The organism is Streptomyces sp. NPDC006208, from assembly GCF_040613775.1.
Taxonomy (GTDB): domain Bacteria; phylum Actinomycetota; class Actinomycetes; order Streptomycetales; family Streptomycetaceae; genus Streptomyces.
This window is the reverse complement of record NZ_JBEXSW010000004.1, coordinates 121,133-145,453: the sequence shown is the minus strand read 5'-3', so window position 1 is coordinate 145,453 and position 24,321 is coordinate 121,133. Positions and strand designations below refer to the sequence as shown.

At 71.4% G+C, this 24,321-nt stretch carries 24 protein-coding genes; 10 read left to right on the top strand and 14 right to left on the bottom strand.

Annotated features, from left to right (window positions below; all coding sequences use genetic code 11):
- Nucleotides 1-30 precede the first annotated feature (30 nt).
- The 3 genes from ABZ208_RS04485 (at nt 31) to ABZ208_RS04475 (ending at nt 1,904) form a co-directional block, all read left to right on the top strand.
- Entirely contained in the window at nt 31-675 is a 645-nt protein-coding gene (locus ABZ208_RS04485; RefSeq protein WP_356908082.1) for a hypothetical protein, read from the top strand.
- A 72-nt stretch (nt 676-747) separates the two neighbouring features.
- Entirely contained in the window at nt 748-1,254 is a 507-nt protein-coding gene (locus tag ABZ208_RS04480) for a hypothetical protein (protein ID WP_356908081.1), read from the top strand.
- Nucleotides 1,255-1,352: 98 nt separating this feature from the next.
- Nucleotides 1,353-1,904: a hypothetical protein gene (locus ABZ208_RS04475; RefSeq protein WP_356908080.1), complete on the top strand. Its 552-nt coding sequence runs from the start codon at nt 1,353-1,355 to the stop codon at nt 1,902-1,904.
- Nucleotides 1,905-2,156: 252 nt separating this feature from the next.
- Here the strand turns inward: ABZ208_RS04475 and ABZ208_RS04470 are convergent, their stop codons facing one another.
- The 3 genes from ABZ208_RS04470 to ABZ208_RS04460 are packed head-to-tail and all read right to left on the bottom strand — an operon-like array spanning nt 2,157 to nt 4,508.
- A complete protein-coding gene (locus tag ABZ208_RS04470) occupies nt 2,157-2,933 on the bottom strand; it encodes an enoyl-CoA hydratase/isomerase family protein (RefSeq protein ID WP_356908079.1) in 777 nt (258 codons plus the stop codon).
- Complete coding sequence (locus ABZ208_RS04465; RefSeq protein WP_356908078.1) at nt 2,930-3,358, bottom strand: OB-fold domain-containing protein; 429 nt, start codon at nt 3,356-3,358, stop codon at nt 2,930-2,932. The genes ABZ208_RS04470 and ABZ208_RS04465 overlap by 4 nt, the downstream gene beginning before the upstream one ends.
- A gap of 1 nt (nt 3,359) precedes the next feature.
- On the bottom strand, nt 3,360-4,508 hold the full coding sequence (locus ABZ208_RS04460; RefSeq protein ID WP_356908077.1) for a lipid-transfer protein: 1,149 nt from the start codon (nt 4,506-4,508) through the stop codon (nt 3,360-3,362).
- Nucleotides 4,509-4,565: 57 nt separating this feature from the next.
- Here ABZ208_RS04460 and ABZ208_RS04455 point away from each other — a divergent pair, with 57 nt between their 5' ends.
- Nucleotides 4,566-6,149: a FadD3 family acyl-CoA ligase gene (locus tag ABZ208_RS04455; RefSeq protein WP_356908076.1), complete on the top strand. Its 1,584-nt coding sequence runs from the start codon at nt 4,566-4,568 to the stop codon at nt 6,147-6,149.
- Here the strand turns inward: ABZ208_RS04455 and ABZ208_RS04450 are convergent.
- From ABZ208_RS04450 to ABZ208_RS04405, 10 genes are all read right to left on the bottom strand, one after another.
- Nucleotides 6,122-6,556, bottom strand: coding sequence for a hypothetical protein (locus ABZ208_RS04450; RefSeq protein ID WP_356908075.1), 435 nt, complete (start codon nt 6,554-6,556; stop codon nt 6,122-6,124). The genes ABZ208_RS04455 and ABZ208_RS04450 overlap by 28 nt on opposite strands.
- A 174-nt stretch (nt 6,557-6,730) precedes the next feature.
- Nucleotides 6,731-7,963: a cytochrome P450 gene (locus ABZ208_RS04445; protein ID WP_356908074.1), complete on the bottom strand. Its 1,233-nt coding sequence runs from the start codon at nt 7,961-7,963 to the stop codon at nt 6,731-6,733.
- Nucleotides 7,960-9,198, bottom strand: coding sequence for a cytochrome P450 (locus ABZ208_RS04440; RefSeq protein ID WP_356908073.1), 1,239 nt, complete (start codon nt 9,196-9,198; stop codon nt 7,960-7,962). The genes ABZ208_RS04445 and ABZ208_RS04440 overlap by 4 nt, the downstream gene beginning before the upstream one ends.
- Entirely contained in the window at nt 9,195-9,827 is a 633-nt protein-coding gene (locus ABZ208_RS04435; RefSeq protein WP_356908072.1) for an ATP/GTP-binding protein, read from the bottom strand. The genes ABZ208_RS04440 and ABZ208_RS04435 overlap by 4 nt, the downstream gene beginning before the upstream one ends.
- Entirely contained in the window at nt 9,802-10,164 is a 363-nt protein-coding gene (locus ABZ208_RS04430; protein WP_356908071.1) for a DUF742 domain-containing protein, read from the bottom strand. The genes ABZ208_RS04435 and ABZ208_RS04430 overlap by 26 nt, the downstream gene beginning before the upstream one ends.
- Entirely contained in the window at nt 10,161-10,583 is a 423-nt protein-coding gene (locus ABZ208_RS04425) for a roadblock/LC7 domain-containing protein (protein WP_356908070.1), read from the bottom strand. The genes ABZ208_RS04430 and ABZ208_RS04425 overlap by 4 nt, the downstream gene beginning before the upstream one ends.
- A complete protein-coding gene (locus tag ABZ208_RS04420; RefSeq protein ID WP_356908069.1) occupies nt 10,580-12,004 on the bottom strand; it encodes an ATP-binding protein in 1,425 nt (474 codons plus the stop codon). Before ABZ208_RS04420 ends, ABZ208_RS04425 begins: the two co-directional genes overlap by 4 nt.
- A 270-nt stretch (nt 12,005-12,274) precedes the next feature.
- Nucleotides 12,275-12,532, bottom strand: coding sequence for a hypothetical protein (locus tag ABZ208_RS04415; protein WP_356908068.1), 258 nt, complete (start codon nt 12,530-12,532; stop codon nt 12,275-12,277).
- A 205-nt stretch (nt 12,533-12,737) separates the two neighbouring features.
- Nucleotides 12,738-15,707 carry a BTAD domain-containing putative transcriptional regulator gene (locus ABZ208_RS04410; RefSeq protein ID WP_356908067.1) on the bottom strand — a complete coding sequence of 990 codons (2,970 nt, stop codon included), beginning with the start codon at nt 15,705-15,707 and terminating at the stop codon, nt 12,738-12,740.
- Between the two features lie 124 nt (nt 15,708-15,831).
- On the bottom strand, nt 15,832-16,638 hold the full coding sequence (locus tag ABZ208_RS04405) for a polysaccharide deacetylase family protein (RefSeq protein WP_356908066.1): 807 nt from the start codon (nt 16,636-16,638) through the stop codon (nt 15,832-15,834).
- A 190-nt stretch (nt 16,639-16,828) separates the two neighbouring features.
- On the opposite strand from ABZ208_RS04405, the gene ABZ208_RS04400 reads away from it, so the two are divergent.
- Complete coding sequence (locus ABZ208_RS04400; protein WP_356908065.1) at nt 16,829-18,055, top strand: amidohydrolase family protein; 1,227 nt, start codon at nt 16,829-16,831, stop codon at nt 18,053-18,055.
- Between the two features lie 17 nt (nt 18,056-18,072).
- Here the strand turns inward: ABZ208_RS04400 and ABZ208_RS04395 are convergent, their stop codons facing one another.
- Nucleotides 18,073-19,761 (bottom strand): alpha/beta hydrolase, encoded by a 1,689-nt coding sequence (locus tag ABZ208_RS04395; protein WP_356908063.1) that lies wholly within the window; start codon nt 19,759-19,761, stop codon nt 18,073-18,075.
- 393 nt (nt 19,762-20,154) lie between these two features.
- Here ABZ208_RS04395 and ABZ208_RS04390 point away from each other — a divergent pair, with 393 nt between their 5' ends.
- From ABZ208_RS04390 to ABZ208_RS04370, 5 genes are all read left to right on the top strand, one after another.
- A complete protein-coding gene (locus ABZ208_RS04390; protein ID WP_356908062.1) occupies nt 20,155-20,388 on the top strand; it encodes a hypothetical protein in 234 nt (77 codons plus the stop codon).
- Nucleotides 20,389-20,460: 72 nt separating this feature from the next.
- Nucleotides 20,461-20,874 carry a PaaI family thioesterase gene (locus ABZ208_RS04385; RefSeq protein WP_356908061.1) on the top strand — a complete coding sequence of 138 codons (414 nt, stop codon included), beginning with the start codon at nt 20,461-20,463 and terminating at the stop codon, nt 20,872-20,874.
- A gap of 103 nt (nt 20,875-20,977) precedes the next feature.
- Entirely contained in the window at nt 20,978-21,901 is a 924-nt protein-coding gene (locus ABZ208_RS04380) for a TIGR03619 family F420-dependent LLM class oxidoreductase (RefSeq protein WP_356908060.1), read from the top strand.
- A gap of 10 nt (nt 21,902-21,911) precedes the next feature.
- Nucleotides 21,912-22,673: a glucose 1-dehydrogenase gene (locus ABZ208_RS04375; protein WP_328399330.1), complete on the top strand. Its 762-nt coding sequence runs from the start codon at nt 21,912-21,914 to the stop codon at nt 22,671-22,673.
- Nucleotides 22,674-22,770: 97 nt separating this feature from the next.
- On the top strand, nt 22,771-23,895 hold the full coding sequence (locus ABZ208_RS04370; RefSeq protein WP_356908059.1) for an LLM class flavin-dependent oxidoreductase: 1,125 nt from the start codon (nt 22,771-22,773) through the stop codon (nt 23,893-23,895).
- Nucleotides 23,896-24,321: the final 426 nt, after the last annotated feature.

The window sequence follows — 24,321 nt, the reverse complement described above, 5'->3', positions numbered from 1 at the left end:
TCGAGAGCGGCTGGAAGAGGGAGGCCGGCGATGATCCGCAACGTCATCGGCTCACTCCTCGCTCTCGCCGGAGCGACGGCCGCCGTATGGAGCCCCTTCCGTGACTGGTACGACGGCCGTCCCGGGCGCGACTACCGCATCCAGGACCTGTTCAGCGGCATCACCGGCGCGGGGGCCGAGCTCACCACCTCGATCCTGCTGCCTTTCGTCTTCGCCGCACTGGTGACCCTGGTCGGTGTCGCACTGCGCTCGCGGCTGCTCGTGGCGTTCTCCGGGCTGATGGTCCTCGGCTTCACCGTCCTGTGGACGGTCCGCCAGGGTCAGGCTGCGGGCAGCCTCACCGTCGGCGGTGACGCGGCGGCTCTCGGCCCCGGGGTCGCCACGGCGTTCGGGGGTGGGGTGCTGCTGTTGATCGGGGCCGCGGTGATGAGCGGGCGGGGCCGCAGGACCGGGCGCGTGGAGTCGTACGACGAGGAACCGCCGGTGTACCCCTATGTGCCGCCGGACGAGCCGGAGCCGTACGGCCGGCCCCAGCACCACGGGCCGACACGGCCGTACGACCAGCCGGCGCCCTACGGACAGCCCCCGCCGTACGGACAGCCGCCGCCCTTCGACCCGTACGGGCCCGAGGGGCCGCCGACGCTGCCCATTCCGGACGGGCCCGACGAGCGCTGAACGACCGCTGCTAGTGTGACGTGCGCTCGTCAATCGAGCTCATCCACCAACACTTTCAACGGGGGTTGAAACGTGAAGATTCGTCATGTCCGTGCCATTGCCGTCTTCGGTATCGCGCTGGTCGCGCTGACCGGTGCGCGAGGTTCGCACGGTGGCAGCTGCGGCGGCAGCTCCAGCTCCAGCAGCTCCAGCGGCGGCAGCAGTACGGGTGGCAGCCACAACGACAACGACTCCACCACCGGCGGTGGTTCGGTCTCCGGTGGCGGATCCAGCGCCAACCAGGCCATGCGTGACATCAGCATCGCCAAGTGCGGGCTGGACGCGGCGGGCAAGAACCTCACCGCGCGCCTCACCATCAGGAACAGCGACTCCCTGGACTACAAATACAACGCGAGCGTGCAGTTCAAGGGTGAGATCGGTGGCCCGAGCGCGGACCTGGCCGTCGCCAGGCTCGACGCCGCCGCCGTCCCGGCGGGCGAGTCCGTGACGAAGGAGATCAGCACGCCGTACACCGGCTCCGGTGACGGTTCCGAGTACAAGAAGTGCGAAGTCGTCCTCGCGAGCCGTACGGCGGGCTGAGCTCGCACAGGGTCTTCGGCCCGGAACCGGCCGCTGCTAGGGTGACGCGCGCTCGTTCGAGCGCGCACATCCGGCCACAGGGCCAGGGGGGTTGAAACGTGAAGACTCGTCATGTCCGTGCGATAGCCGTCTTCGGGATCGTCCTGATCACGCTCACCGGTGCCCGCGGTTCGCGCGGCGGCGGCTGTGACAACGACAGCAGTTCCAGCTCGTCCAGCTCGAGCGGCGGCAGCACCACCGGCGGCGGTCACTACGACGACGATGACGACATCGACGTCACGTCCGGCGGCGGTTCCGCCTCCGGCGGTGGCGACGCCACCCAGACGCCCGGCGCCGGGGGCGCGACCGGTCCGGTCGACGCGAGGGGCGAGGTGGAGATCGACTTCTGCAGCATCGACCCCGGGGGCAAGCTGCTCAGGGGGCAGCTCTCGATCGACAACCAGACCGACGTGGACCAGAGCTACGACATCAAGGTGCACTTCGCGGGCGACGGCGGAGAACCCGTGGTCGCGGAGCTCGACGATGTGACGGTCGCCGCATACAGCAACTACACCACCGATGCCAGCGCCCCGTATGCCGGCTCCGGCAAGCCACGGGACGACCGGGGGTGCTGGATCGTCAGCGCCACCCGTACCGCCGAGGCCTCCTGACACCACCCGTACCGCCGAGGCCCCTGGGCCCTGTCCGGGCGATCCTGTCGGGCCCGCGGCGACAGCTGCGGCACCTCGTTGTGTTGTCGGAGTCGCCCGAGTACGTCCGGTACGAGAGTGATCTCCCCCGGCCTCCGGCCGGGCGGTGCCCTCACCCCGCCTTGCGATGCCTCCCCTCGGCTCTGGCGGGTCTGGGGGGACCCCACGCATCTGACGCCGCAGGCCGATCCTCGAAGATCGCCCGGACAGGGCCTAGCGGAGCCGGTACCCGCCCCTGCCGCGTCCGCTCGTGAACAGCTCGGCCTGCCGCTCCGGCGGCAGGTTCCCGAGCGCGATCAGGTGCGGGGCATGGGCGAGGGCCTGAGTCCGGGCCGCCTCCGTCGCCGACCACACCGCGCGCACCGTCCCCTGCACCGCGTCCGCCGGGTACGCCGCCACCACGGCCGCCGCCCGCAGCGCGGCGGCCGCCGCGCCGCCCGGTTCGGTCAGCTCCGAGACCAGTCCCGTCTCGTACGCCCGCCGGGCAGACGTCCGCTCGGCGGTCCCCATCAGTGCCAGGCGGGCGACCTCGCCCGGCGGCATCCGCTGCGCCAGATACACCGACTCGTAGGCGCTGACCATCCCGTACGTCGTGTGCGGGTCGAAGAACGTGGCCTCGCGCGACGCGACGACGAACTCGCTCTCGCCGAGCAGATAGAACGCGCCGCCGCAGGCCATCCCCTCCACCGCCGCGATCACCGGTATCCACAGGTCGTTCGCCTTAGGGCCGATCGCGATCAGCGGATCGTCGACCGAGTACGGGGACGAGGGCTGCGGCACCTCGGCGCCGCGGTCGATCCCGGTGCAGAACGCCCGCGTCCCCGCCCCCGTCACCACCGCGGCGCGCACCGAGTCGTCGTACCTGAACCCCCGCCATACGCGGCCCAGTTCCTCCGCCATCGCCAGGTCGATCGCATTGTGCCTGCCGGGCCGGTCCAGCGTGACAAGGGCGACGCCGGTGTCCTTGTCCGTCTCCACCCGGATGCTCATGCGCGCTCCAGCAGCCAGCGCGGCACGGCCGTCCCGTCCGGGAGCTCGGTGAACGCCACCCTCACCTGCGCCCCGATGCGCAGGCGGGCGGGATCGACCGAGTTCAGTGCCGCGTCCGGCGCGGCCACCACGTTCCCTACGAGCCGGATGTGGGGCACTTCCGCGAGCTCGACGACGACCGCGTTGTAGGGGGCCTGGGCTGCGTACTCGGGCAGCAGTGGCGGATGCGGGAGAACGTACGACCAGATCCGGCCCCGGCCGCTCATCCTGCGCCACTCGCTGTCGAACGACTGGCAGTGCGGGCAGCAGGGGCGCGGCGGGAAGCGCAGCTCCCCGCAGGCGGCGCAGGCCTGGATGCGCAGCTCGCCCTGTGCGGCGTACTGCCAGAAGGGCGCGCCGTCCTCGTCGACCACGGGTGTGAGCATCTCAACTCCTCAGCAGAACAGCCGAAGTGGGCACGCCCTCGCCCGCCGTGACCAGACAGGTCGCGGCGCCCGGCACCTGGGCGGTGGAGGTGCCGCGCAGCTGCTGCACGCCCTCGGTGATGAGGTTGAAGCCATGGACGTACGCTTCGCTCAGCCCGCCGCCACCGGTGTTGAGGGGCAGCCGGCCGCCGATCTCCAGAGCGCCGCCCTCCGTGAAGGCCGCACCTTCTCCGCGGCCGCAGAAGCCGTAGCCCTCGAGCGAGAGCGGGACCAGCGGGGTGAACGCGTCGTAGATCTGGGCGACGTCGACGTCGTCCGGCCCGAAGTCGGCGTTCTTCCACAGCTGCCGGGCGGCCGTCCATGCGGGGCCGGTCAGCGGGTCGTCGTTCCAGTAGTTGACCATGCCGTGGTGCTGGGCGGGCAGACCCTGGGCGGCGGCGTGGAGGTACACGGGCCGGTGGCGGCAGTCGCGGCCCCGCTCGGCGCTCACGATCACACAGGCCAGCGCGCCGTCCGTCTCCAGGCAGTTGTCGAACAGGCACAGCGGCTCGCTGATCCAGCGGGAGGTCATGTACATCTCGCGGGTCAGCGGGCGTTCGTACATGATCGCGGCCGGGTTCTGGTTGGCGCGGTTGCGGCAGGCGAGCGCGACGTTGAAGAGGTGGTCCCGGGTGGCGCCGTACTCGTGCATGTAGCGCCGCGCCAGCATGCCGATCTCGTCGGCAGGCCGCAGGAGGCCGAAGGGCCGGGTCCACTGGCCCGGGGTGGGCAGTTGCACGGCGGTGTTCTTCCAGGGCCGCGGGCCCGAGCCGCGTTTGCGTGAGCGCCACGCCACTCCCACGCTCGCCTGCCCGGTGGCGACGGCGGCGGCGAGATGGGCGAGGGTCGCGCACGAACCGCCGCCCCCGTACCCGACCTTGGAGAAGAAGGTGACGTCGCCTGCCCCGATGGCCTTGGCCACCTCGACCTCGTCGGTCTCCTCCATCGTGTACGAGGCGAAGCCGTCCACCTCGGAGGGCGCGATGCCCGCGTCGTCCAGTGCGGCCAGGATCGCCCGGCACGCCAGGGTCTTCTCGGATTCAGGGAGTTGTTTCGCGAAGGGGGTCCGGCCGATCCCGGCTATCGCTGTCGCGTCCTTGAGGCTCGCCATGTGGGGGAGGGTACAGCTAATCTGACATACCGTCAGCTACTGCGAGGGAGGCTAGCCATGCGACGTGGTGACCTGGAGTGGGGCTCCGTCCCAAGGCTGGTACGGGACGCCGCGCGGCGTCACGGGGAGCGGGAGGCCGTCGTCGAAGGCCGCACCCGTGTCACCTACGCCGAGCTCGGCGAACGCGTCGAGCGCGCGGCGGCCGCCTGCATCGCCGCAGGCATCCGCAAGGGAGACCGGGTCGCCGTGTGGGCGCCCAACACCCTCGACTGGATCGTCTCCGCCCTCGGGGCGGTGAGCGCCGGCGCCGTCCTCGTCCCCCTCAACACCCGCTTCAAGGGCACCGAGGCCGCCTACGTCCTCCAGCGGTCACGCACCCGACTGCTCTTCGTCACCGGCACCTTCCTCGGCACCTCGTACGTCGCCTCCCTGCGCCGCGCGGACGTGGCACTGCCCGATCTGGAACAGGTCGTGGTACTCGCCGACAGCGCGCCCGACGCCCCCGGGTACCGCACCTGGAAGGAGTTCCTCGCGGACGGCGACGCCGTCACAGGCGCCCAGGTGCGCGCCCGCGCGGACAGCGTCACCGCCGACGACCCGTCCGACATCGTCTACACCTCGGGCACCACCGGCCGCCCCAAGGGCGCCGTCATCACCCACGCCCAGACCCTGCGCTGCTACGACCTGTGGAGCGAACTGGCCGGACTGCGCGAGGACGACCGCTATCTGATCGTGAACCCCTTCTTCCACACCTTCGGCTACAAGGCGGGCATCATCGCCTGCCTGACCCGGGGCGCGACCATGGTTCCGCAGCCGGTCTTCAACGTGGAGACCGTCCTCGCCAACATCGCCGCCGAACGGATCTCGGTGCTGCCGGGCCCGCCCACCCTCCACCAGTCCCTGCTCGACCACCCCGCCCGCGACCGCCACGACCTGAGCGCGCTGCGCCTCGTCGTCACCGGAGCCGCCGTCGTCCCGCTGCGTCTCGTCGAACGGCTGCGCACCGAACTGCGCATCGCCACCGTCCTGACCGCCTACGGCCTGTCCGAGGCGAGCGGCATCGTCACCATGTGCCGCCGCGGCGACGACCCCTCCGTCATCGCCTCCACGTCCGGCCGGGCGATCCCTGGCACCGAGGTCAAGGTGCTCGCCGGGCCGGGCCGGCCGGGGGAGGTCCTGGTGCGCGGACACAACGTCATGCGGGGCTACTTCGAGGACCCGCAGGAGACCTCCCGCGCCATCACACCGGACGGCTGGCTCCGCACCGGGGACGTGGGCGTCCTCGACGACGCGGGCAACCTCCGTATCACCGACCGGATCAAGGACATGTTCATCGTCGGCGGCTTCAACGCCTACCCGGCCGAGATCGAGCAACTGCTGGGCCTGCACCCCGACATCGCGGACGTGGCGGTGATCGGCGTCCCGGACCCACGGCTCGGCGAGGTGGGCAAGGCGTACGCGGTCCGGCGCGACGGCTCGACACTCACGGCGGACGATCTGATCGCCTGGTCGAGGCGGGAGATGGCGAACTACAAGGTCCCACGGCAGGTGGAGTTCGTCGAGGAGCTGCCGCGCAACGCGAGCGGCAAGGTGCTCAAGACGGAACTGCGAGCTCAGTCGGCCCGACGCCCGGCGACATAGCGTTCACAGACCGCTCGGTGCTCCGGGAAGCGGAGGGCGATCTCGGTGAGCTTCGCCGTCATCTCCGCTGCCGTGGGCAGGGGGTAGGAGTCGTGGTGGAGGGCGATCCGCAGGCGGACGGCGTCGTCCGCCCGCCGTACCCAGCCGTCCAGGGTGAGCTGCATCGAGGTCCCGTTGTCCGTGCCGGACCACACGGCGACATTGAGGGCCGCGATCGCCTGCTCCTGCGTCATCTGCCCGGCAAGCACGGCCTCGGCGACGATCTCGGCGATGTCGTCGGCACCGTAGGCGTCGATGAGGTCGTCCACGGCGTCGAAGAGCTCGTCCGGCAGCTCGGCGTCCTCGCCCTCCGGTACCTGCACGGAGCACAGCCGCTCCAGCGCTGCCCGCCACGACGCTGCCGACACCGAATCCCACCCGCCTTCCTTGCGACTTCCGGGCCGAACCTGGCCCGGCCGGCCGCAGAAGGCATCCCATGTGCCGGACGGCGTCGAGCCGTGCCACTGCCCCGACAGCGGCACACGGCACCGGCCCGGTTCCGCGCAGACCGCGGTACCGGGCCGGGCCCGATCGTGGGGTGGTCAGCCGTGGAGGCGGACCGGGATCTCCTGCCAGCCGTACGCGATGAACGACGGCACCTGCTTCAGCTCCTCCGCCTTCTGTGCCGGCCGCAGGTCCGGGTAGCGCTCGAACAGCGCGGGCAGAGCCGTCAGCGCCTCCATGCGCGCCAGCGGCGCCCCGATGCAGCGGTGCACGCCGATACCGAAGGCCAGGTGGTCGTCCGCGGCGCGCGCGGTGTCGAAGACGGCGGCGCTCTCGCCGTAGTGCGCCGGGTCGCTGCCCGCGGCGGCGTACGTCGTCACGATCGCGTCGCCGGCCGGGATGGTGACCCCCTCGATCGTGATGTCATCCACCGCGAACCGCAGCGGCAGTGTCGCGATCGACGGGTGGATGCGCAGCACCTCGTCGATCACCGCGTCCCAGCTGCGCTCGCCGGAGCGGACCGCCGCCAGCTGGTCGGGGTGCTGGAGCAGCGCCACCACGGCGTTGCCGATCAGGTTGACCGTCGTCTCGAAGCCGGCGCCGATCACCAGCAGCAGGGTGTAGAGCAGCTCCTCGTCGCTGAGCCGGTCGCCGTCCTCGTCACGGACCTTGATCAGCTCGGTGGTCATGTCGTCGCCCGGACGCTCGCGCTTGTGCGCGATCAGCGCCCCCAGCACCGCCCCGATCTGCTGCTGCACGAAGGCGGCGTGCTCGGGCGACGGGTCGGAGGTGTCCATGATCGCGGCAATCAACGTGCCTGTGTCCGGGCGCAGTTCGTCCGGCACGCCGAACAGCTCGCAGATCAGCTGCATCGGCAGCGGGTGCGCGAAAGCGGCCCGAACGTCCACCACCTCGCCGGAGGCGCCCGCCGTGTCCAGCTGCTCCAGCAGCTCCGCGGTGATCTTCTCCACGCGGGTACGCATCGCCTCGGTGCGGCGCGCGGTGAAGCTGGGCGCGACCAGCTTGCGCAGCCGGGTGTGGTCGGGGCCGTACGTCGAGAGCATGTTGACCACGCCGACCCAGCCCAGGATCCAGCCCCAGGCGGGGTGTTCGCCGACCTCGGGCCACAGCGACCAGTGCTTGCGCGGGTCCTTGCTGACCTGCGGATCCAGGATCAGCGCCTTGAGGGTGTCGTAGCCGGTGGGCGCCCAGGCGGGGATGCCGCCCGGCAGCTCGACGGGTACGACCGGACCGAGGGCGCGCAGCCGGGCGCTCTCGGCGATGATGTCCGCGCCGAACGGGTCGATGGCCACACGGGTGGACGCGGTCATGCTCGGTCTCCTGGCTGGTCGGGGGTGCGGGGCGTGAAGCGGACGGGCAGCGCCGTCAGCGAGCGGTGGAACGGGCCCGGGCGCCAGGTCAGGTGCTCGCGGGGGAGGACCGGGTCCAGGTCGGGAAGCCACTGGGTGAGGCGTTCGATGGCCTCGGTGGCGATCAGCAGGGTGTGCTGCTTGACGGGGCAGGAGTGTGCCCCGGCGGAGAACGACAGGTGGGAGGCGTCGTGCGGATGGTGGGCGCCGGCGAAGTCCACCTCGGCGAAGTGGGCCATCGCCCCGAAGGAGATGACGATCGGGACGGCGGCCTGCAGCCACATGCCATGGAAGCTCATCGGCTTGCGGGCGAAGTGGATGTCGTAGTTGGCCAGCGGGGTCTCGTACCGCAGCACCTCCATCACGGCGTCCATGACGGGACGCGCTCCGGAGGTGAGGGTGGAGTAGTACGCCGGGTTGCCGAGGATGCGCGAGAGGGCGTTGGAGATCAGGTTCGACGTCGGCTCGTGGCCCGCGCCGAGCGTGAGGAACACCTGCCAGGTGACCTCCTCGGGCGTGAGGGCGAGCGGGTGGTCGAGCAGGGCGCTGGTCAGGTCGGGGCCGCGTTCGGCCATCTTGGCGCCGATCAGCTCCAGGACGTACTTGCCGTACTCGGCCTCGCCCTCGGCCGCCCGCTCGCCGCCCTCCATCATCTGGCCGAGCGCGGCGTCGAGGCGGCCGGACTCACTGTCGGGCAGTCCGAAGAGGTTGTTGAAGATCAGCGCCATCATCGGGCGGGCGAACTCGCCGACCAGATCGGCCTGTCCGTTCGGACCGAAGCGGGAGAGAAGGACATCCACCGCGTGGTGCACCCGTTCACGCAGGTCGTGCGGCTCGACCATGGCGAAGGCGTCGAGGAGGGTGCGGCGGTAGCGGACGTGTTCCTCGCCGTCCGCGAAGAGGGTGTTGGGCCGCCAGCGCATCATGCCGAGGATCGGCGAGTCCTCGGCGACCGTCGCCTCCCAGGGGCGCGGGTCGACGGAGAACGACTCCTCGTCGTGCAGCAGGTCGAGTGCGGCGCGGCGGTCCGTGACCACGTACGCGGGGATGCCGGGGGCGAGCTCCGCCCAGCCGATCGGGCCCTGGGCCTTGAGCGTCGCGTAGTAGCTGTGCGGGTCGGCGGCGAAGCCGTCCTCCCACAGCCGGACCGGCGCGGTGAGTTGGAAGGCATCGGCGTGCGCGGGATAGGGGTTCACCGGGTCTCCGGGCTGTTGCGGGTGATGAGGTGCTGGACGAGTGCGAGCAGCGCGTCGATGGAGGCGTTGGTGTCGCGCGCGTCGCAGGCCACCATCGGCGTCTGCGGATCCAGGTCGAGGGAGCGGCGCAGCTGCTCCTCGGTGTACTGCTTGGAGTCGGGGAACCGGTTGAGCGCGACGGCGTACGGCAGCCCCGACTCCTCCACCAGGCCGAGCACGTCGAACGAGTCGTCGATCCGGCGGGTGTCGACCAGCACCAGGGCACCGAGCGCCCCGTAGGCGATGTCGTCCCACAGGGCCCGGAAGCGTTCCTGGCCCGGAGTGCCGAAGAGGTACAGCACGACCCCGCCGTTCAGCGAGATCCGCCCGAAGTCGATGGCGACGGTCGTGGTCGTCTTGTCCCGTACGCCGGCGAGGTCGTCCACCGGGACGGACGCCTCGGTCAGATGTTCCTCGGTGTGCAGCGGCCTGATCTCCGACACCGAGTCGATCAGCGTGGTCTTGCCCACGCCGAAGGGGCCGGTCACCAGGATCTTCACCAGCTCGCGGGCGGTGTCCGGGAGGTGCAGCCCGTTCTCGCGCGAACGGGTCCGGCCGGCGGGGCTAGAGCTTGAGGGCGCGGAGGCCATCGGCCACTCTCTTCAACAGGTCACGGTCGGGAAGGGCGGCGAAGGGTACGGGCGGGCGGGCTCTCGCCAGCCCCTGGTCGATCAGGGCGGCGGCGAGCACACGGATCGCGGAGACCGGCAGCCGCAGCAGCGCGGCGGACTCCACGACGGTCAGCGAACCGCCGTCCAGTGCCCGCAGCAGCGCCTGCTGGGCGGCGGGGAGCATGGCGGGCACCGGCCCGCCGCCTCCGGTCAGCACCGACAGACGCTCCAGGCTGTTGCGGGTGGGCCGGGCCACCCCGCCGGTCGACAGATACGCGGGGACCAGTGGCCGGCCCCCGCTCCGGCGGCCGGTCATACCGGGTGGCCGCCGTCGCCACCGCGGGGCGCCGCGGCCATCGCCTTCTCACCGAGCCGGGCCACCTGCGAGTGGACCCGGTGGCCGAGCAGGTCGAGCCGCACCTCGGGATCGCCGTAGGCGGCGACACAGGTGCCGTGCGCGGTGGGAGCGACCAGGATGTAGCCGTGGTCGGACTCGATGACGACCTGCCGCAGCTGGGCGGCCTCCTGGTCGGCGAAGGCGGCCGCCGCGGTGCGGCAGGCGCCCTGGACGGTGCTGATGATGGCGGCGACCCGCTCGGCGGACTCCTGCGCGAGGGCCGCGGAGTAGCCGGAGACGAGTCCGTCCCTGGTCAGCAGCACGGCCGCCCGCACATGCGGGATCTCGAGGATCGGGTCGAGCACCCACGCCGTCTCGCCGGGGTCACGGCTGGTCATCGGTGATCGGTCCCTTCGGTGTCGACGGCCTTACGGGCCGCGGCTGTTGCGGACTGCAGGGCACCGAGCGCCGCGGCGGACATCTCGGGAGTACGGGCGGGCGCGGCCGGTGCCGCAGGGGCGGCGGTCCCGGTCGCCGGGTCCTCGGCGCGGACGCGGCGCCGGCGCTGGGGGAGCGCGTCGTCGTCGGGTGCCGGATCACTCTCGTGGCCGGCCGGCTGGTCGTACGGAGCCCGGGGCTCGGGCGCCGGGGCGTGCCGCACGTCCGCGCGTACCTTCAGGGTCCTGTCCGCGTCGGCCGCGTCCGGCTCCGCCCCGGCGGTCCGGCGCGTGGAGCGGGGTGCGCTGGCGGCGGGCGGGTGCAGGTCCGGGTCGATATGGCTCAGGAGGTGGTTCTTGACGAGCAGGACCGCGCGGACGCCGCCGTAGGGGGAGGGCATCGACAGATCGACGGAGAGGTCGAACTGCCGGGTCAGCTGGCCGATCGCGGCCAGTCCCATCCGGGGTGGGTCGCCGAGCTCGGAGAGCAGGATGGGGTCCTTGCCGGCCACCATCCGCTGGGCGGCGGCCCGCTCGTCGGCGGCCATGCCGACACCGGCGTCGTCGATGGTCACCGAGACGCCGTGGTGGGCGCGTTCGAGGTTGACCACGACGGTGGTGTCCGGGGCGGAGTGGCGCAGGGCGTTGTCGAGGAGTTCGGCGACGATGATGGCGACCGGCTCGACGGCATGGGAGACGAGGGCGGTGCCGGTCTCGAGGTGGTTGTGCACCTGGACGCGGTCGTAGCCGACGAGCCGGGCCTGACCGCCGGTCACGGCGTCGACGAGATGCGACTCCTCCCGGGCGAGTCCCACCCAGGCACCGCAGACCACTGCGGCGACCTGGGCGCGGCGCAGGGACTGTTCGTTCTCGTGGTCGAGGGCGAACAGGGTCTGCGCCAGCTCGGGGTCGTCGTACTTCTGCTGCAGCCCGCGCAGCACGTCCTGGAGGCGGTAGAGCCCGGCCTGGATCTCCCGGGTCGTGCCGCGCATCCCGGCGCGCGCGGCGGCGTCCACGCGCTTGCGCTCATGGGCGATGGCGGTCACAAGTCCCTTGAGGACGTTGTCCATTCCGGCGTCCAGTGCGGTCCCGGTGACCTCGGGCCGCAGCGGCCCCGGCACCTGGATGTGCGGGTGCACGGCCCGGGTGGCCTCGGCGGGCATCCGCTTCTCGGCCAGATGCGCCACCTCGGCGGCGAACGCCTGGGCGGCGCGGTCGACTTCGTACCGGGCGGCGTCCAGATGGGCGCGCAGGGTCTCGATCTCGGCGCGCTGCTGTGTGCGGTGCCTGCGCGACCGCAGCAGGCCGCCGCCCAGGAGGAGGGTCACCGACAGCGTCCCGGCGGCCAGGCCACCGGCGGCCAGGTCGGGTATCTCGATCATCGAAAAGACCTCGGGAGGGCAGGGGTGTGGGGCCGTCCCTGGGACGGGACTGGGCCAGTACACACTGCCAGCGGCCGGTTGCGCTCGGTTTTGGAGGAAGATCCTTTCGAATTTGCCCGAGGGTTGTCCCATTGCTTCCGCAATGTCTGATCAAGTGTCAAGGGTCATGACCGAAAGAGGAATTCCGGGTCCGGACTCCGGACACACGTCGGCCGCGGCGGCTCCCCCTCCGCGCCGCCGCGGCCGTTCCCCGTCGTGTGTGGCCTTGTGTCAGGGCTTCGGCGGCGCCGGGGCGTGGCTGTCCATGGTCGTGATGCCGTCCTTGGGCGGGACCGGCGCGTGGCTGTCCTGGGCGGTGAAGCCCCCGTCCTTCGGCGGTGCGGGAGCGTGGCTGTCCATGGTCGTGATGCCGTCCTTGGGCGGGACCGGCGCGTGGCTGTCCTGCGTGGTGAGGCCCCCGTCCTTGGGCGGGGCCGGCGCGTGACTGTCCATCGTCGTGAGGTCTTCGTTCTGCGCGGGCTCGCTCATGGCATAACTCCTGAAAATTGTTGGTGCCAGCTGGCGAGACGCCCGTTCGGCAACTCCCCCGAGGGTCGCCGAACGGGCGTCTTGGGGCCGCTCACCCTAGCTCGTGGGGCCCATTGCGGTCCGCCTGCCCCCCGACGCGACGGATCCATGAGAGAAGCGTGTCAGGCGCCCATAAACGTTCGATGAACGCCCTGGACAGGCAGATTCAGGCCGCTGCCAACGGGGAGAGCAGCGTCCGCAGTTCGGCGGCTTCACCGGCGCCCGAGGCCTCGTGAATGTCCAGCGCCTCACGCCAGCAGGCCTGTGCGCGGCCCGTCTGCCCCAGGTTGTTCAGGGCCTTGCCCAGCACGGTGAGCACATTGGCACGCATCCAGTCGCCGCCGATGCACCCGATGGCGAGTGCCTGCTCGGCGTACTGCGCGGCCTGTGCGGGGCGCAGCATGGACAGATGGACCTCGGAGATCCGGTAGCAGGCCGTTCCCTCCCACAGCCGCTGGCGGTTCTCCGCGAACACCTCTTGTGCCTCCAGCAGTTCGTCCAGTGCCTCGGCCCGCCGCCCGGCGTGGGACAAGGCGATACCCAGCGCGTACCGGGCGTTGGCGAGCCGCAGGGTCATTCCGAGTTCGTCGTAGATGGCCATTCCTTGCTGTGCCAGCTGGACAGCGCTGTCGACACGGCCCATCGACACCAGGACCCGGGAGAGGTTGCACTGCGCGCTCGCCTCTCCCGGCCGGTTGCCATCGGCATGGAAGGCCTCGATCGCCTTGAGGAGAAACGACTCCCCGTCGCTGTGCTCGTTCCTGCAGATGGCGATGATGCCCAGCTCGTTGGGCGCGTTCGCGGCCGTCCAGGGATCGTCCGCCGCCCGACCGAGAGCGAGGGCGCGCGAGGCCTCGGCCTCGGCGTCGTCGAACCGGCCGGCGGTGCTGTACACCTGCGTGAGAGTGGTGCGGGCACGGCCCTCCGCGTGTGCGTCCGCCGCAGCCTCCGCGGCATCCCGGGCAGCCACCGCGGCGACCTCGTACCGGTGCGAACTCGCGCCGGACTCGGCGAGATCCTTGCAGGCCAGCAACAGGTCGACGCCTCTGCGCAGGGTTGCGGCCCCCAACGACTGCTGCACGCAGGCCAGCAGGTTCGCCGCCTCGGTGTGCAGCCAGTCCAAGGCCTCGGCGTCGGAGGTGAACTCGTGGCCGGGGTGCCCGGTCGGCTCCAGATGCGCGACCGTGCGGTCGCCCGGCCGCTCGATCGCGTACACCCGCGCCGCCGTCGCCAGATAGAAGTCCAGCAGCCGCGACAGTGCTGCCTCCCTCCCCTGGCCTTCGGCATGGGGGACCCCGGCAGCAGGCCGCTCGTCCCTCTCCGCGCAGGCACGCGCGTAGAGCCGCACCAGGTCGTGGTACCGGTACCGTCCCGGCGCCGCCGACTCCAGCAGGGAGGTGTCGACCAGCGCCTCCAGCAGGTCCTCCGACTCGTGGAGCGGGAGGTCCAGCATGGCCGCCGCGGCGGCCAGGGAGATGTCCGGGCCGTCCGCGAGGCCCAGCAGCCGGAAGGCGCGGGCCTGGCCGGGCTCCAGCTGGCCGTAGCCCAGTTCGAACGTGGCCTTCACGGCCAGGTCGCCCGCCTGGAGTTCGTCGAGCCGGCGCCTCTCGTCCGCCAGCTTCGCGGCGAGCACCGACACCGTCCAGGTGCGCCGGGCCGCGAGGCGCGAGGCCGCGATACGGATCGCCAGCGGCAGGAACCCGCACGCCGCGACCACGTCCAGCGCCGCCTTCCGCTCCGCGCCGACCCGCTCCACGCCGACGATCCGGGTGAAGAGATTGAGCGCCTCCTCGGGTGACATCACGTCGAGGTCCACCAGATGTGCCCCGGCGAGGTCCACCATCCGCACCCGGCTGGTGATCAGCGCCGCGCAGCCCGCCGTGCCGGGCAGCAGGGGGCGGATCTGGGCAGCGTCGCGCGCGTTGTCGAGCAGGACCAGGACGCGCCGTCCGTCCAGTGCCGAGCGGTACAGCGCGGCCCGCTCGTCGAGCGTGTCCGGGATCGCGGAGTCCGCCGTGCCGAGCGCCCGCAGGAACGCGCCGAGGACGGTCTCCGGCTCGGCAGCCCTGTTGCCCGCGCCCTGGAGGTCCACGTACAGCTGGCCGTCCGGGAAGTGCCCCCGCGCCTGGTGAGCGACATGCACCGCGAGGGTCGTCTTGCCGACGCCGCCGATGCCCGCGAGCGCGGAGACCGCCATCACCGAGCCCTCGGCGGTGGCGAGCTGGGCGCCCAGCTCCCGTACGAAGGCCACACGGCCGGTGAAGTCCGGGACAGTTGCGGGGAGTTGCGCCGGACGGGTGACCGTCCGTGTGGGCTCGGGCTCCTCGCTGGGCCGGGCCAGCTCCGCGTCGGCCTGCAGGATCCGCTGCTGCAGCCGGGAGAGTTCGGGGCGCGGGTCGACGCCGAGTTCCTCGGCGAGCAGCCGTCGGGTGTCCGCGTACACGGCCAGCGCCTCCGCCTGCCGTCCGCTGCGGTACAGGGCGAGCATCAGCAGCTCACGCAGCCGCTCGCGCAGCGGGTGCGCGGCGGTCAGGGCGGTCAGTTCCGACACGGCCTCCGCGTGGCAGCCGACCTCCAGGTCGAGGTCGAGCCGGGTCTCCAGCAGCGTCAGGTGCCACTCCTCGAGCCGGGCGCGCTGGGTCTCGGCGTACGGGCCGGGCACATTGGCCAGGGGCTCCCCGTCCCACAGGCCCAGTGCCTTGTTGATCAGCGTGCGTGCCTGGCAACGGTCCCCGGCGGCACGCGCCTTGTCCGCCTCGCCGGACAACTCCTGCGCCACCGCGAGGTCGAGCGCATCGCGCCGCACCCGCAGTGCATAGCCGCCCGATTCGCTGACCAGGGCGTCCGCGGCGAGCGCCTTGCGCAGCCGGGAGGCGTACGTACGGACGGCGGCGAGCGCCTGTGAGGGCGGCTCCTCGCCCCAGATCGCGTCGATCAGTTCGCCGGCGGTGGCGGTACGCCCGTCGCGCAGCAGCAACGCGGCCAGCAGGGCGCGCTGTTGCGGCGAACCGGAGGGCAGGCTCTCCCCGTCGCGCCAGGCCCGCACCGGTCCGAGCACGCTGAAGCGCAGGTCGGCGGCGTCGCTCTGGATCGGAGCCCGCTGCTTCGGTACGCGAGGCCCGCTGTCACGGTCCATTGCTGCTCCCTGCCCCGTACTGCCGGAAATCGCCCTCGACAGTCTGCCCTGTGCGAGGCGGCCCCGTCAGCAGCAGGGCACCTCGTCCTCGCGCCTGCCCAGATGCGGCCCGGCCCAACCCTGATCAGGGGCGATAGACGGTTCCCGGCTCCGGGGCGCCCGGCAGGAGGAGCTGCGGGACCGTGACGAAGGTGTAACCGCGCTTCTTCAGCTCGGCGATGATGCCGGGGACGGCGGGCACGGTCCCGTCGTAGATGTCGTGCAGCAGGATGATGCCGTCGCGTCCCGCCTGGTCGACTATCCGCTTCCTGATGAGCGCGGAGTCGGTGGTCGAGAAGTCCTTGGCCGTGGCGCTCCACAGGACCTGGGAGAGTCCGAGCTCCTCGCTGACGGCGGTGACGTCGTCGTTGATACGGCCCTGGGGCGGGCGCATCAGCCGCGGCTTGTCGCCGGTGATGTCGGCTATGGCGTCCTGGGTGCGGCCGAGCTCCTCGCGTATCTCGTCCTTCGACAGCTGGTCGAGCCGGCGGTGCGTCCAGGTGTGGTTGGCCACCTCGTGGCCCTCGGCGGCCATGCGGCGCACGACGTCGGGGTGCTTGAGGACATGGTTCTTGCCGAGCAGGAAGAAGGTCGCCGGGACCTTTTCCTTCTTGAGGAGGTCCAGCAGCTCGGGGGTGTCCTTGCCCGGCCCCGCGTCGAAGGTCAGCGCGATGCACTTGGCCTTCTCGCAGTCGGCGGCCTCGGTGCCGGGGAACGGCGCCTTGAGCCCGCGCCCGGAGCCGGGCCTGGCGTCGTCGGCGGCCACCGGGTTCTTGCGGGCGTCGGCGGGCGAGGTGGTCTCCATCGCGCAGCCGCCGAGCAGGAGCGCGAGCGATGCGGCGCCGAGCGCGGTGGCCACCCTGGACCTGGTCCTGCGCGTCCTTGTGGACATGACGGGAATCCCCCTGTGAGTCGGTGCGCGGCACGGCGGGCGTCGTCGTGCCGCCGCCCGATCCGTGCGCGCCGCGCACTATACATACCGTGTATACCCGGGAGTCACCCCGGGGTGGCGGGCCGGGTCCCGCCGGACCGGCTGACGACTCATAGCTGACGGTTCGTCAGATCGGCGCTACCGTGACAGCATGGAGACCTTCCCGAAGATCATCTCGGTGGACGACCACACGGTGGAGCCCCCCAACGTCTGGCGGGACCGGCTCCCGTCGAAGTACCACGACATCGGCCCGCGCATCGTCCGGGCGCCCCTGAAGGAAATGACCTTCAGGGGAGGGAAGTTCGCCCCCGTGATGGGGGCGCCCGGCGACGACGGCCCGATCGGCGACTGGTGGGTGTACGAGAACCTGCACCGACCGCTCACCCGCCTGGACACCGCCGTCGGCTACGACCGCGACGAGATCAGACTCGAGATCATCACCTACGAACAGATGCGGCCCGGCTCGTACAGCGTCCCGGACCGGCTCGCCGACATGGACGTCAACCACGTCCAGTCAGCGCTCTGCTTCCCCACCTTCCCGCGCTTCTGCGGCCAGACCTTCACCGAGGCCTCCGACCGCGAACTCGGCCTGCTGGGCGTGCGCGCCTACAACGACTGGATGGTGGAGGAGTGGTGCGGCCCCGAGGCGCAGGGCCGGCTCGTCCCGCTCACCCTGATCCCGCTGTGGGACGCGGAACTGGCCGCCGCGGAGGTCCGCCGCAACGCCGACCGGGGCGTGCGGGCGGTGGCCTTCTCCGAGATACCGCCGCACCTCGGGCTCCCCTCCGTCCACACGGACGAGTGGGACCCCTTCCTGCGCGCCTGCGACGAGACCGGCACGGTCATCGCCATGCACATCGGCTCGTCCAGCCGGATGCCGTCCACCTCGGCGGACGCCCCTCCCGCCGTCGGTTCCACGATCACCTTCGCCAACTGCTGCTTCTCGATGGTCGACTGGCTGATGAGCGGCAAGTTCGAGCGCTTCCCCGGTCTGCGGATCATGTACGCCGAGGGGCAGATCGGCTGGATCCCGTACATCCTGGAGCGCGCGGACGTCGTCTGGGAGGAGAACCGCGCCTGGGGAGGCGTGGCGGACAAGGTCACCCGGCCCCCGTCCGAGCTCTTCGCCGAGCACGTCTACGGATGCTTCTTCGACGACGCGTTCGGCCTGCGGAACCTGGACGCGATCGGGGCCGGGAACGTCCTGTACGAGACGGACTACCCGCACTCGGACTCCACCTGGCCCAAGTCCAAGGAGGTCGGCGAGTCCCAGATGGGCCATCTGGCGCCGGACGTGGTGGACAGGATCGTGCGGGGCAACGCGATCGAACTGCTGGGCCTGACGCAGGACGGGCTGTGGCCCGGCTCTCGCGCGTGACGCCCGGCCGTCGCCGGTCAGAAGAGTGAGTGCCGCGGGCAGGCCAGCGTGAGGGGGCACGGCCGGGCGGCCTGGGGACGCTCCCAGCCCCACCGGGAGGCGGGGGCCCGGTGCGCGCCGGCCGCGGCGCCGGCGGTCGGCGTCTGCGTGGCGAAGGGCGGGGTGTCCTGGCCGCAGGTGGCACCCTCGGGCGGGAGGACACCCTCGACGAAGTAGCGGACCGCATACCGGCCGACACAGCGGCTGGGATTGTCCAGGGCGGTGTGGCCGTACCCGTTGAGGGTGAGCAGGCGCGCGTCGGCGAGTTCTCGGGCCATGGCCTTGCCGCCCTGGTAGGGGGTGGCAGGGTCGTAGGTCGGGTTGACGACGAGGATCGGGTGCGCGGTGGGGCGGTCCCAGGGGCCGGTGTAGCTCATGGAGGCTCTCGCCGGCCACGTCGCGCACGGCTCGCCGGCCCAGGTCCACCAGTGCCCGAGGTCGCCCGCCCGTGCCGTGCTGAGGCTGTCGAGCGCGGCATAGCCCCCGGGGTCACGGGGGTTGGGGCTCTCTCCGCACATCACGCCGTAGAGCTGCTCGAAACCGGGATACCGCAGGGGACCGGGAGGCGGCGCGGGCTCCAGGGGGGTACGGCCTTCCCACAGTGTCTGCAGCGTTTTCGCGAGGGTGGCCCACTCCGGGGTGACCCGGTAGATCCCGCCGCGGATCTCGCTGACGGTTCTCGCGTACGTCCAGGGGCCGACGGGCCGCTTCACGATGCGCTGCAACAGACCGGAGAGCTTGGCGCGTGTCGCCGACGGGCTTCCTGCGGAGAAGGCACAGCCACTCGCCGGGGCACGGCCGCACAGTTCCAGGAACTTCTCAAGGGTGTCGGCCGAGCCCAGGTCCGACCCCAGGCGCAGGAAGGTGGGCAGCTCCGGCCCGCTCCTCGAACCGTCGGTCATCCAGCCCTGTGGGTCGACGTTCCCGTCCAGCACCAAGCGGCCGACCCGCTGCGGGAACAGATTCGCGTAGGTCGCCCCCAGGAACGATCCGTACGAGATGCCCCAGTAGCTGAGCTGCCGCTCACCCACGGCCCGGCGCAGCCGGTCGAGGTCACGGGCGGTGTCGGCGGTGGAGACATGGCGCAGCAGCTCCGGGTCGCGCCGCTCGCAGCGTCGGGCGAGATCGGCGTACGCCGCGATGTAGGACCCGGCCTGTTGCGCACCCACCGGGAAGGCGGGAACGCGCGCGTGCCAGCTGAGGGCCTCCTCCGCGGTGTCGAAGCACCGCACCGCGGTGCTCTCCCCGATGCCGCGCGGGTCCCAGCTGATGATGTCGTAACGCTCGCGAAGCTGCTCGGGGAACTTCGCGTACAGCGCCGGCAGGCCCACGGTCCCCGGCCCACCAGGTCCCCCGGGGTTGAAGAACAGCGAACCGACACGTGCTGCGGAGTCGGTGGCCCGGCGCCGGATCACCGCCAGCTCGATGGTGCGCCGACCCGGACGGGCGTGGTCCAGCGGCACATTGGCCCTCGCGCACTCGAAACCCCGCTGCTCCTCGCCCGCGCAGGGCTTCCATTCCAGCACCGTCTCCTCGTCGCCCACGGGCGCACCCCCGCGGGCCGGCTCGGTCGCGCCCGCCCCGGTCACGACGGCGGAGGAGACCAGCAGGGCCCCGGCGGCGCACACGGCACCGCGGCGTGTCCAGCGCGTACGGACTCCAGGCATCGGCAGACCCTTCCTGGGCGGGCGTGATCCATGTCCAGGGCGCCGGCCGACGGCAGGCCCACTGCCATATCACTGGCCGCACCCGCACCGGGCAACAGGCACGCATCCGAACGGGTGGCGGCGTACTGCGGGCGAGCCCGCTCACTCCTGGGGGTGAACATCGCCAACTCGGACGTATCCGGGACGAGTTGCCTGCCTAGGCTCGCCCTGAGACAGCTCGGGGGCATGTGCCATGGGCAATGCCCTGCGGCCCCGAGCGCCGCAGGATGAGCGCAGGCGCCCATCCGCACACCGGCGGAGACACTTGATGATCGACCGTAAATACATCCTCGCCGAATGCATCGCACAGGCCTGGCTGATCACCCGGCCGCCCCGGAACCGTGGAGACATCTGATGGCCGTGGATCTGTCCTTCTTCAAGTCACCCATTTCGGAAGAGATCCGGGACGAAGGCCGTGCGGAAGGCCGTGCAGAGGACATCCTGGTCATCCTGGAGCGGCGCGGCGTCGACGTCCCCGACGAGGCGCGCGAACGGATCACCGGCTGCGGCGATCTCGACACCCTGAGCCGCTGGCTCGTCCGTGCCGTCACCGCCTCCTCCACCGAGGAGATCTTCACCGAGGAGTAGCCCCGCACCCGCACCCGCCGAGACGCGCCCGCCCGCTACCCGGGCGCCGCCCGGTGCGGGAGCATCTGGCACATGACGCTCTCACTCGCCGAAGCCGACAAGATCCTCGCCGACAACTTCGCCCCCTGGGTGCTCGACCTGGGCCTCTGCGCCGTGGAGACGGGCGAGACGCACGCCGTGCTCCGCCTGCCCTGGACCGACCGGCTGGCCCGGGAGGGTGGCGCGCTCTCGGGGCAGGCGCTGATGGCCGCAGCCGACACGGCGACCGTGATCGCGGTCTCGGCCGCCCGTGGCGGCTTCGTGCCGATGACCACCGTCCAGCAGTCCACCAGCTTCCAGCGCGCCGTCGTCGGCGCCGATGTCCTCGTCGACGCCCGCATCACCAAGCTGGGCAAGCGCATGGCCTTCGCGGACATCACGATGACGGCCGAGGGCGCGGACGGCCCCGCCGCCCGTGCGTCCACGGTCTACGCCCTGCTGGGGTAGGCCGCAGAGGCCGGAGCGTACGACCCCTTGTCTGATGAGGCGTCAGCCAACACGATGGGCACGTTGGTTTTTGACGGTTCGTCAGATCAGGGAGGGTCCCCTCATGGTGGCGTACGGGATGCAGCTCCCGGTCCAGTCGCAGAGCACCATCTACGCCGAGCCCTGGGAGGCCGCCGCCGGTCCGGGTGATCTCCTCGAGGTCGCCCGGACCGCCGACCGCAGCGGCTTCGCCTACGTCGCCGTCTGTGACCACGTCGCGATCCCGCGCCGCCTCGCCGCCGCCATGTCGACCGTCTGGTACGACCCGGTGGCCACCCTCTCCTTCCTCGCCGCGGCGACCGAGCGCGTAAGGCTGCTCAGTCATGTCGCCGTCGTGGGGCTGCGCCACCCGCTGGTCACCGCCAAGCAGTACGCGACCCTCGACCACCTCAGTGACGGCCGGCTGATCCTCGGCGTCGGTGCGGGGCACGTCCAGGAGGAGTTCGAGGCGCTCGGCGCGGATTTCGGGCGGCGCGGGGCTGTGCTCGACGAGACGATCGACGCGCTGCGGGCCGCCCTCGGGCCGGAGGAGTTCCCGCACTTCACAGGCGAGCGGTTCGCCTTCAGTGGGCTCGGGCAGCGCCCCCGCCCCGCCCAGGCCGAGGTACCGGTCTGGATCGGCGGCTCGTCCCCCGCGGCCGTGCGGCGGGCGGCCCTCAAGGGCGACGGCTGGCTCCCGCAGGGTGACCCCCGTGACAGGCTGCCCGCCCAGATCGGCAAGGTGCGCCAGCAGCGGCAGGACGCGGGGATCACCGCCCCCATCGAGATCGGCGCGATCACCGAGCCCCTGTACGTCGGTGACGCAGCCTGGGACGTCGGCCGGCGCACCCTGACCGGCAAGCCCGACGTGCTCGCCGAGTCGCTGCGCGCGTACGGCGCGATGGGGGTGGACCAGATGCAGGTGCGGTTCCGCAGCCGGAGCCGGAGCGAACTGACCGACCAGATGGCGGCGTTCGCCGCCGATGTCGCACCACACCTCGACACCTAGGAGTACCGGCATGGGCAAGCTCGACGGACGGGTCGTCCTCATCACGGGCGCGGCCCGCGGTCAGGGCGAGCAGGAGGCCCGGCTCTTCGCCGCGGAGGGGGCGAAGGTGGTGGTCGCGGATGTCCTCGACGACCAGGGTGAGGCGCTCGCGAAGGAACTCGGCGAGGAGGCCGCACGCCATGTCCACCTCGATGTGAGCCAGGAGTCCGACTGGGCCGCCGCCGTCGCCGCGGCCAAGGACGCCTTCGGCCACATCGACGGCCTGGTCAACAACGCGGGCATACTGCGCTTCAACGAGCTGGTGAGCACGCCGCTGGAGGAGTTCCAGCAGATCGTGCAGGTCAACCAGGTCGGAGTGTTCCTGGGCATCAAGACCGTCGCCCCCGAGATCGAGGCGGCCGGCGGCGGCACGATCGTGAACACCGCCTCGTACACGGGCCTCACCGGCATGGCCCTCGTCGGCGCGTACGCGGCCACCAAGCACGCCATCGTCGGCCTCACCCGGGTCGCGGCCCTGGAGCTCGCCGCGAAGGGGATCCGGGTCAACGCCGTGTGCCCGGGCGCCGTGGACACACCGATGAGCAGTCCGGAAGGTGCGGACCCCGGCGCGCTGGACGATTTCTACCGCAAGCTGGTGCCGCTGGGCCGGGTCGGCCGGCCCGAGGAGGTGGCGAGGCTCGCACTGTTCCTGACCGGCGCGGACTCCTCGTACATCACGGGCCAGCCGTTCGTGATCGACGGCGGCTGGATGGCGGGAGTCAGCGTTATCTGACGCTCTATCAGGTATTGACGCTCCAGGCATGCGGTGGAACAGTCGGTGCATTGCATCTGACGATCCGTCAGAAACGTAGGGATGGCGGTGAACCCCCTTGGAATTCGGGCTCTTTGTACAGGGATACGTCGGCAAGCGAGCCGAGAGCGACCCCCTCGCCGAGCACAAGGCGCTGATGGAGGAGACCGAGTACGTCATCCAGGCGGACAGGTCCGGGTTCAAGTACGCCTGGGCCTCCGAGCACCACTTCCTGGAGGAGTACTCCCACCTGTCGGCCAACGACGTCTACCTCGGATACCTCGCGCACGCGACGGACCGCATCCACCTCGGCTCGGGCATCTTCAACCCGCTCGCCCCGGTCAACCACCCGGTCAAGGTCGCCGAGAAGGTCGCCATGCTCGACCATCTCTCCGAGGGCCGCTTCGAGTTCGGCTCGGGCCGTGGCGCCGGGTCCCACGAGATCCTCGGGTTCCTGCCGGGCATCACCGACATGAACCACACCAAGGAGATCTGGGAAGAGACCATCGCGGAGTTCCCCAAGATGTGGCTCCAGGAGGAGTACGCCGGCTTCCAGGGCAAGCACTGGTCGCTGCCGCCGCGCAAGATCCTGCCCAAGCCGTACGGCAAGGCCCACCCGGCCATGTGGTACGCCGCGGGCAGCCCCTCCTCGTACGCCATGGCGGGCAGCAAGGGCCTCGGGGTACTGGGCTTCAGCGTCCAGAAGGTCTCCGACATGGAGTGGGTCGTCGAGTCGTACAAGACGGCGGTCCAGGAGGCCAGGGCGATCGGCGCGTACGTCAACGACAACGTGATGGTGACGTCGACGGCGATCTGCGCCGAGACGCATGACAAGGCGGTGGAGATCGCGGTGGGCGGTGGCCTCAACTACCTCCAGTCGCTGCTCTTCCGCTACCACGACACCTTCCCGCGGCCGGAGGGCGTTCCCCGGTGGCCGGAGCTGCTGCCCGAGTACACGGCGGAGATCATCGAACTGCTGATAGCGGAGGAGCTGATGATCTGCGGCGACCCGACCGAGGTGCTGCAGCAGTGCAAGCGGTGGGAGCAGGCGGGGGCGGACCAGCTGTCGTTCGGGCTGCCGATCGGGATCTCGTACGAGGACACGATGACGACGATCAGGCTGATCGGGGAGCACGTGATACCCCAGATCGACACGGATCCGGTCCACCGGACCACCCGCTTCCGTGAGGCCGCGGGCGCCTGACGAGGGGCTCACGGGCTTGATCCCCACCCGCCCTTTCCCGTTACCGGGGGCAGGCTCCCTGACCCCGTACGGCCTGGGGCGGGGTCACCTCCCACGCCCGCAGGGCGTAGGGGAGTGTCCTCGATCGCCGCGACGGGCTCAGTGTCCGAGCCGGTCCGGAACGTGAAGCCCCCTGGGGGTCCCCCGGACGACGTCTGCGGGAGACCGAGGCCCGGGTCCGGGCGCGGGGTCCGGGGCGGAGCCCCACGTTCGGGAAGAGGGGTCCCCCGCGCCGCCAGGCACAGGGGGAGGGCGGGGCAACAGCCCCCCACAGATCGCGGGCGGCGTCTTCCCGGACCGCCACCCGCCCCGGCCCGGCCGGAGGGCCACACGGCTGCGGCCGGCCGTGGCGCCCCCCGGCCGGGCCACGCCCCTGACCCACCCCCG

Coding starts and splice junctions, on each gene's coding strand:
- ABZ208_RS04485 (WP_356908082.1), top strand. CDS start 31: ATGATCCGCAACGTCATCGGCTCACTCCTCGCTCTCGCCGGAGCGACG.
- ABZ208_RS04470 (WP_356908079.1), bottom strand. CDS start 2,933: ATGAGCATCCGGGTGGAGACGGACAAGGACACCGGCGTCGCCCTTGTC.
- ABZ208_RS04465 (WP_356908078.1), bottom strand. CDS start 3,358: ATGCTCACACCCGTGGTCGACGAGGACGGCGCGCCCTTCTGGCAGTAC.
- ABZ208_RS04460 (WP_356908077.1), bottom strand. CDS start 4,508: ATGGCGAGCCTCAAGGACGCGACAGCGATAGCCGGGATCGGCCGGACC.
- ABZ208_RS04455 (WP_356908076.1), top strand. CDS start 4,566: ATGCGACGTGGTGACCTGGAGTGGGGCTCCGTCCCAAGGCTGGTACGG.
- ABZ208_RS04445 (WP_356908074.1), bottom strand. CDS start 7,963: ATGACCGCGTCCACCCGTGTGGCCATCGACCCGTTCGGCGCGGACATC.
- ABZ208_RS04435 (WP_356908072.1), bottom strand. CDS start 9,827: ATGGCCTCCGCGCCCTCAAGCTCTAGCCCCGCCGGCCGGACCCGTTCG.
- ABZ208_RS04430 (WP_356908071.1), bottom strand. CDS start 10,164: ATGACCGGCCGCCGGAGCGGGGGCCGGCCACTGGTCCCCGCGTATCTG.
- ABZ208_RS04425 (WP_356908070.1), bottom strand. CDS start 10,583: ATGACCAGCCGTGACCCCGGCGAGACGGCGTGGGTGCTCGACCCGATC.
- ABZ208_RS04420 (WP_356908069.1), bottom strand. CDS start 12,004: ATGATCGAGATACCCGACCTGGCCGCCGGTGGCCTGGCCGCCGGGACG.
- ABZ208_RS04415 (WP_356908068.1), bottom strand. CDS start 12,532: ATGAGCGAGCCCGCGCAGAACGAAGACCTCACGACGATGGACAGTCAC.
- ABZ208_RS04410 (WP_356908067.1), bottom strand. CDS start 15,707: ATGGACCGTGACAGCGGGCCTCGCGTACCGAAGCAGCGGGCTCCGATC.
- ABZ208_RS04405 (WP_356908066.1), bottom strand. CDS start 16,638: ATGTCCACAAGGACGCGCAGGACCAGGTCCAGGGTGGCCACCGCGCTC.
- ABZ208_RS04400 (WP_356908065.1), top strand. CDS start 16,829: ATGGAGACCTTCCCGAAGATCATCTCGGTGGACGACCACACGGTGGAG.
- ABZ208_RS04395 (WP_356908063.1), bottom strand. CDS start 19,761: ATGCCTGGAGTCCGTACGCGCTGGACACGCCGCGGTGCCGTGTGCGCC.
- ABZ208_RS04390 (WP_356908062.1), top strand. CDS start 20,155: ATGGCCGTGGATCTGTCCTTCTTCAAGTCACCCATTTCGGAAGAGATC.
- ABZ208_RS04385 (WP_356908061.1), top strand. CDS start 20,461: ATGACGCTCTCACTCGCCGAAGCCGACAAGATCCTCGCCGACAACTTC.
- ABZ208_RS04380 (WP_356908060.1), top strand. CDS start 20,978: ATGGTGGCGTACGGGATGCAGCTCCCGGTCCAGTCGCAGAGCACCATC.
- ABZ208_RS04375 (WP_328399330.1), top strand. CDS start 21,912: ATGGGCAAGCTCGACGGACGGGTCGTCCTCATCACGGGCGCGGCCCGC.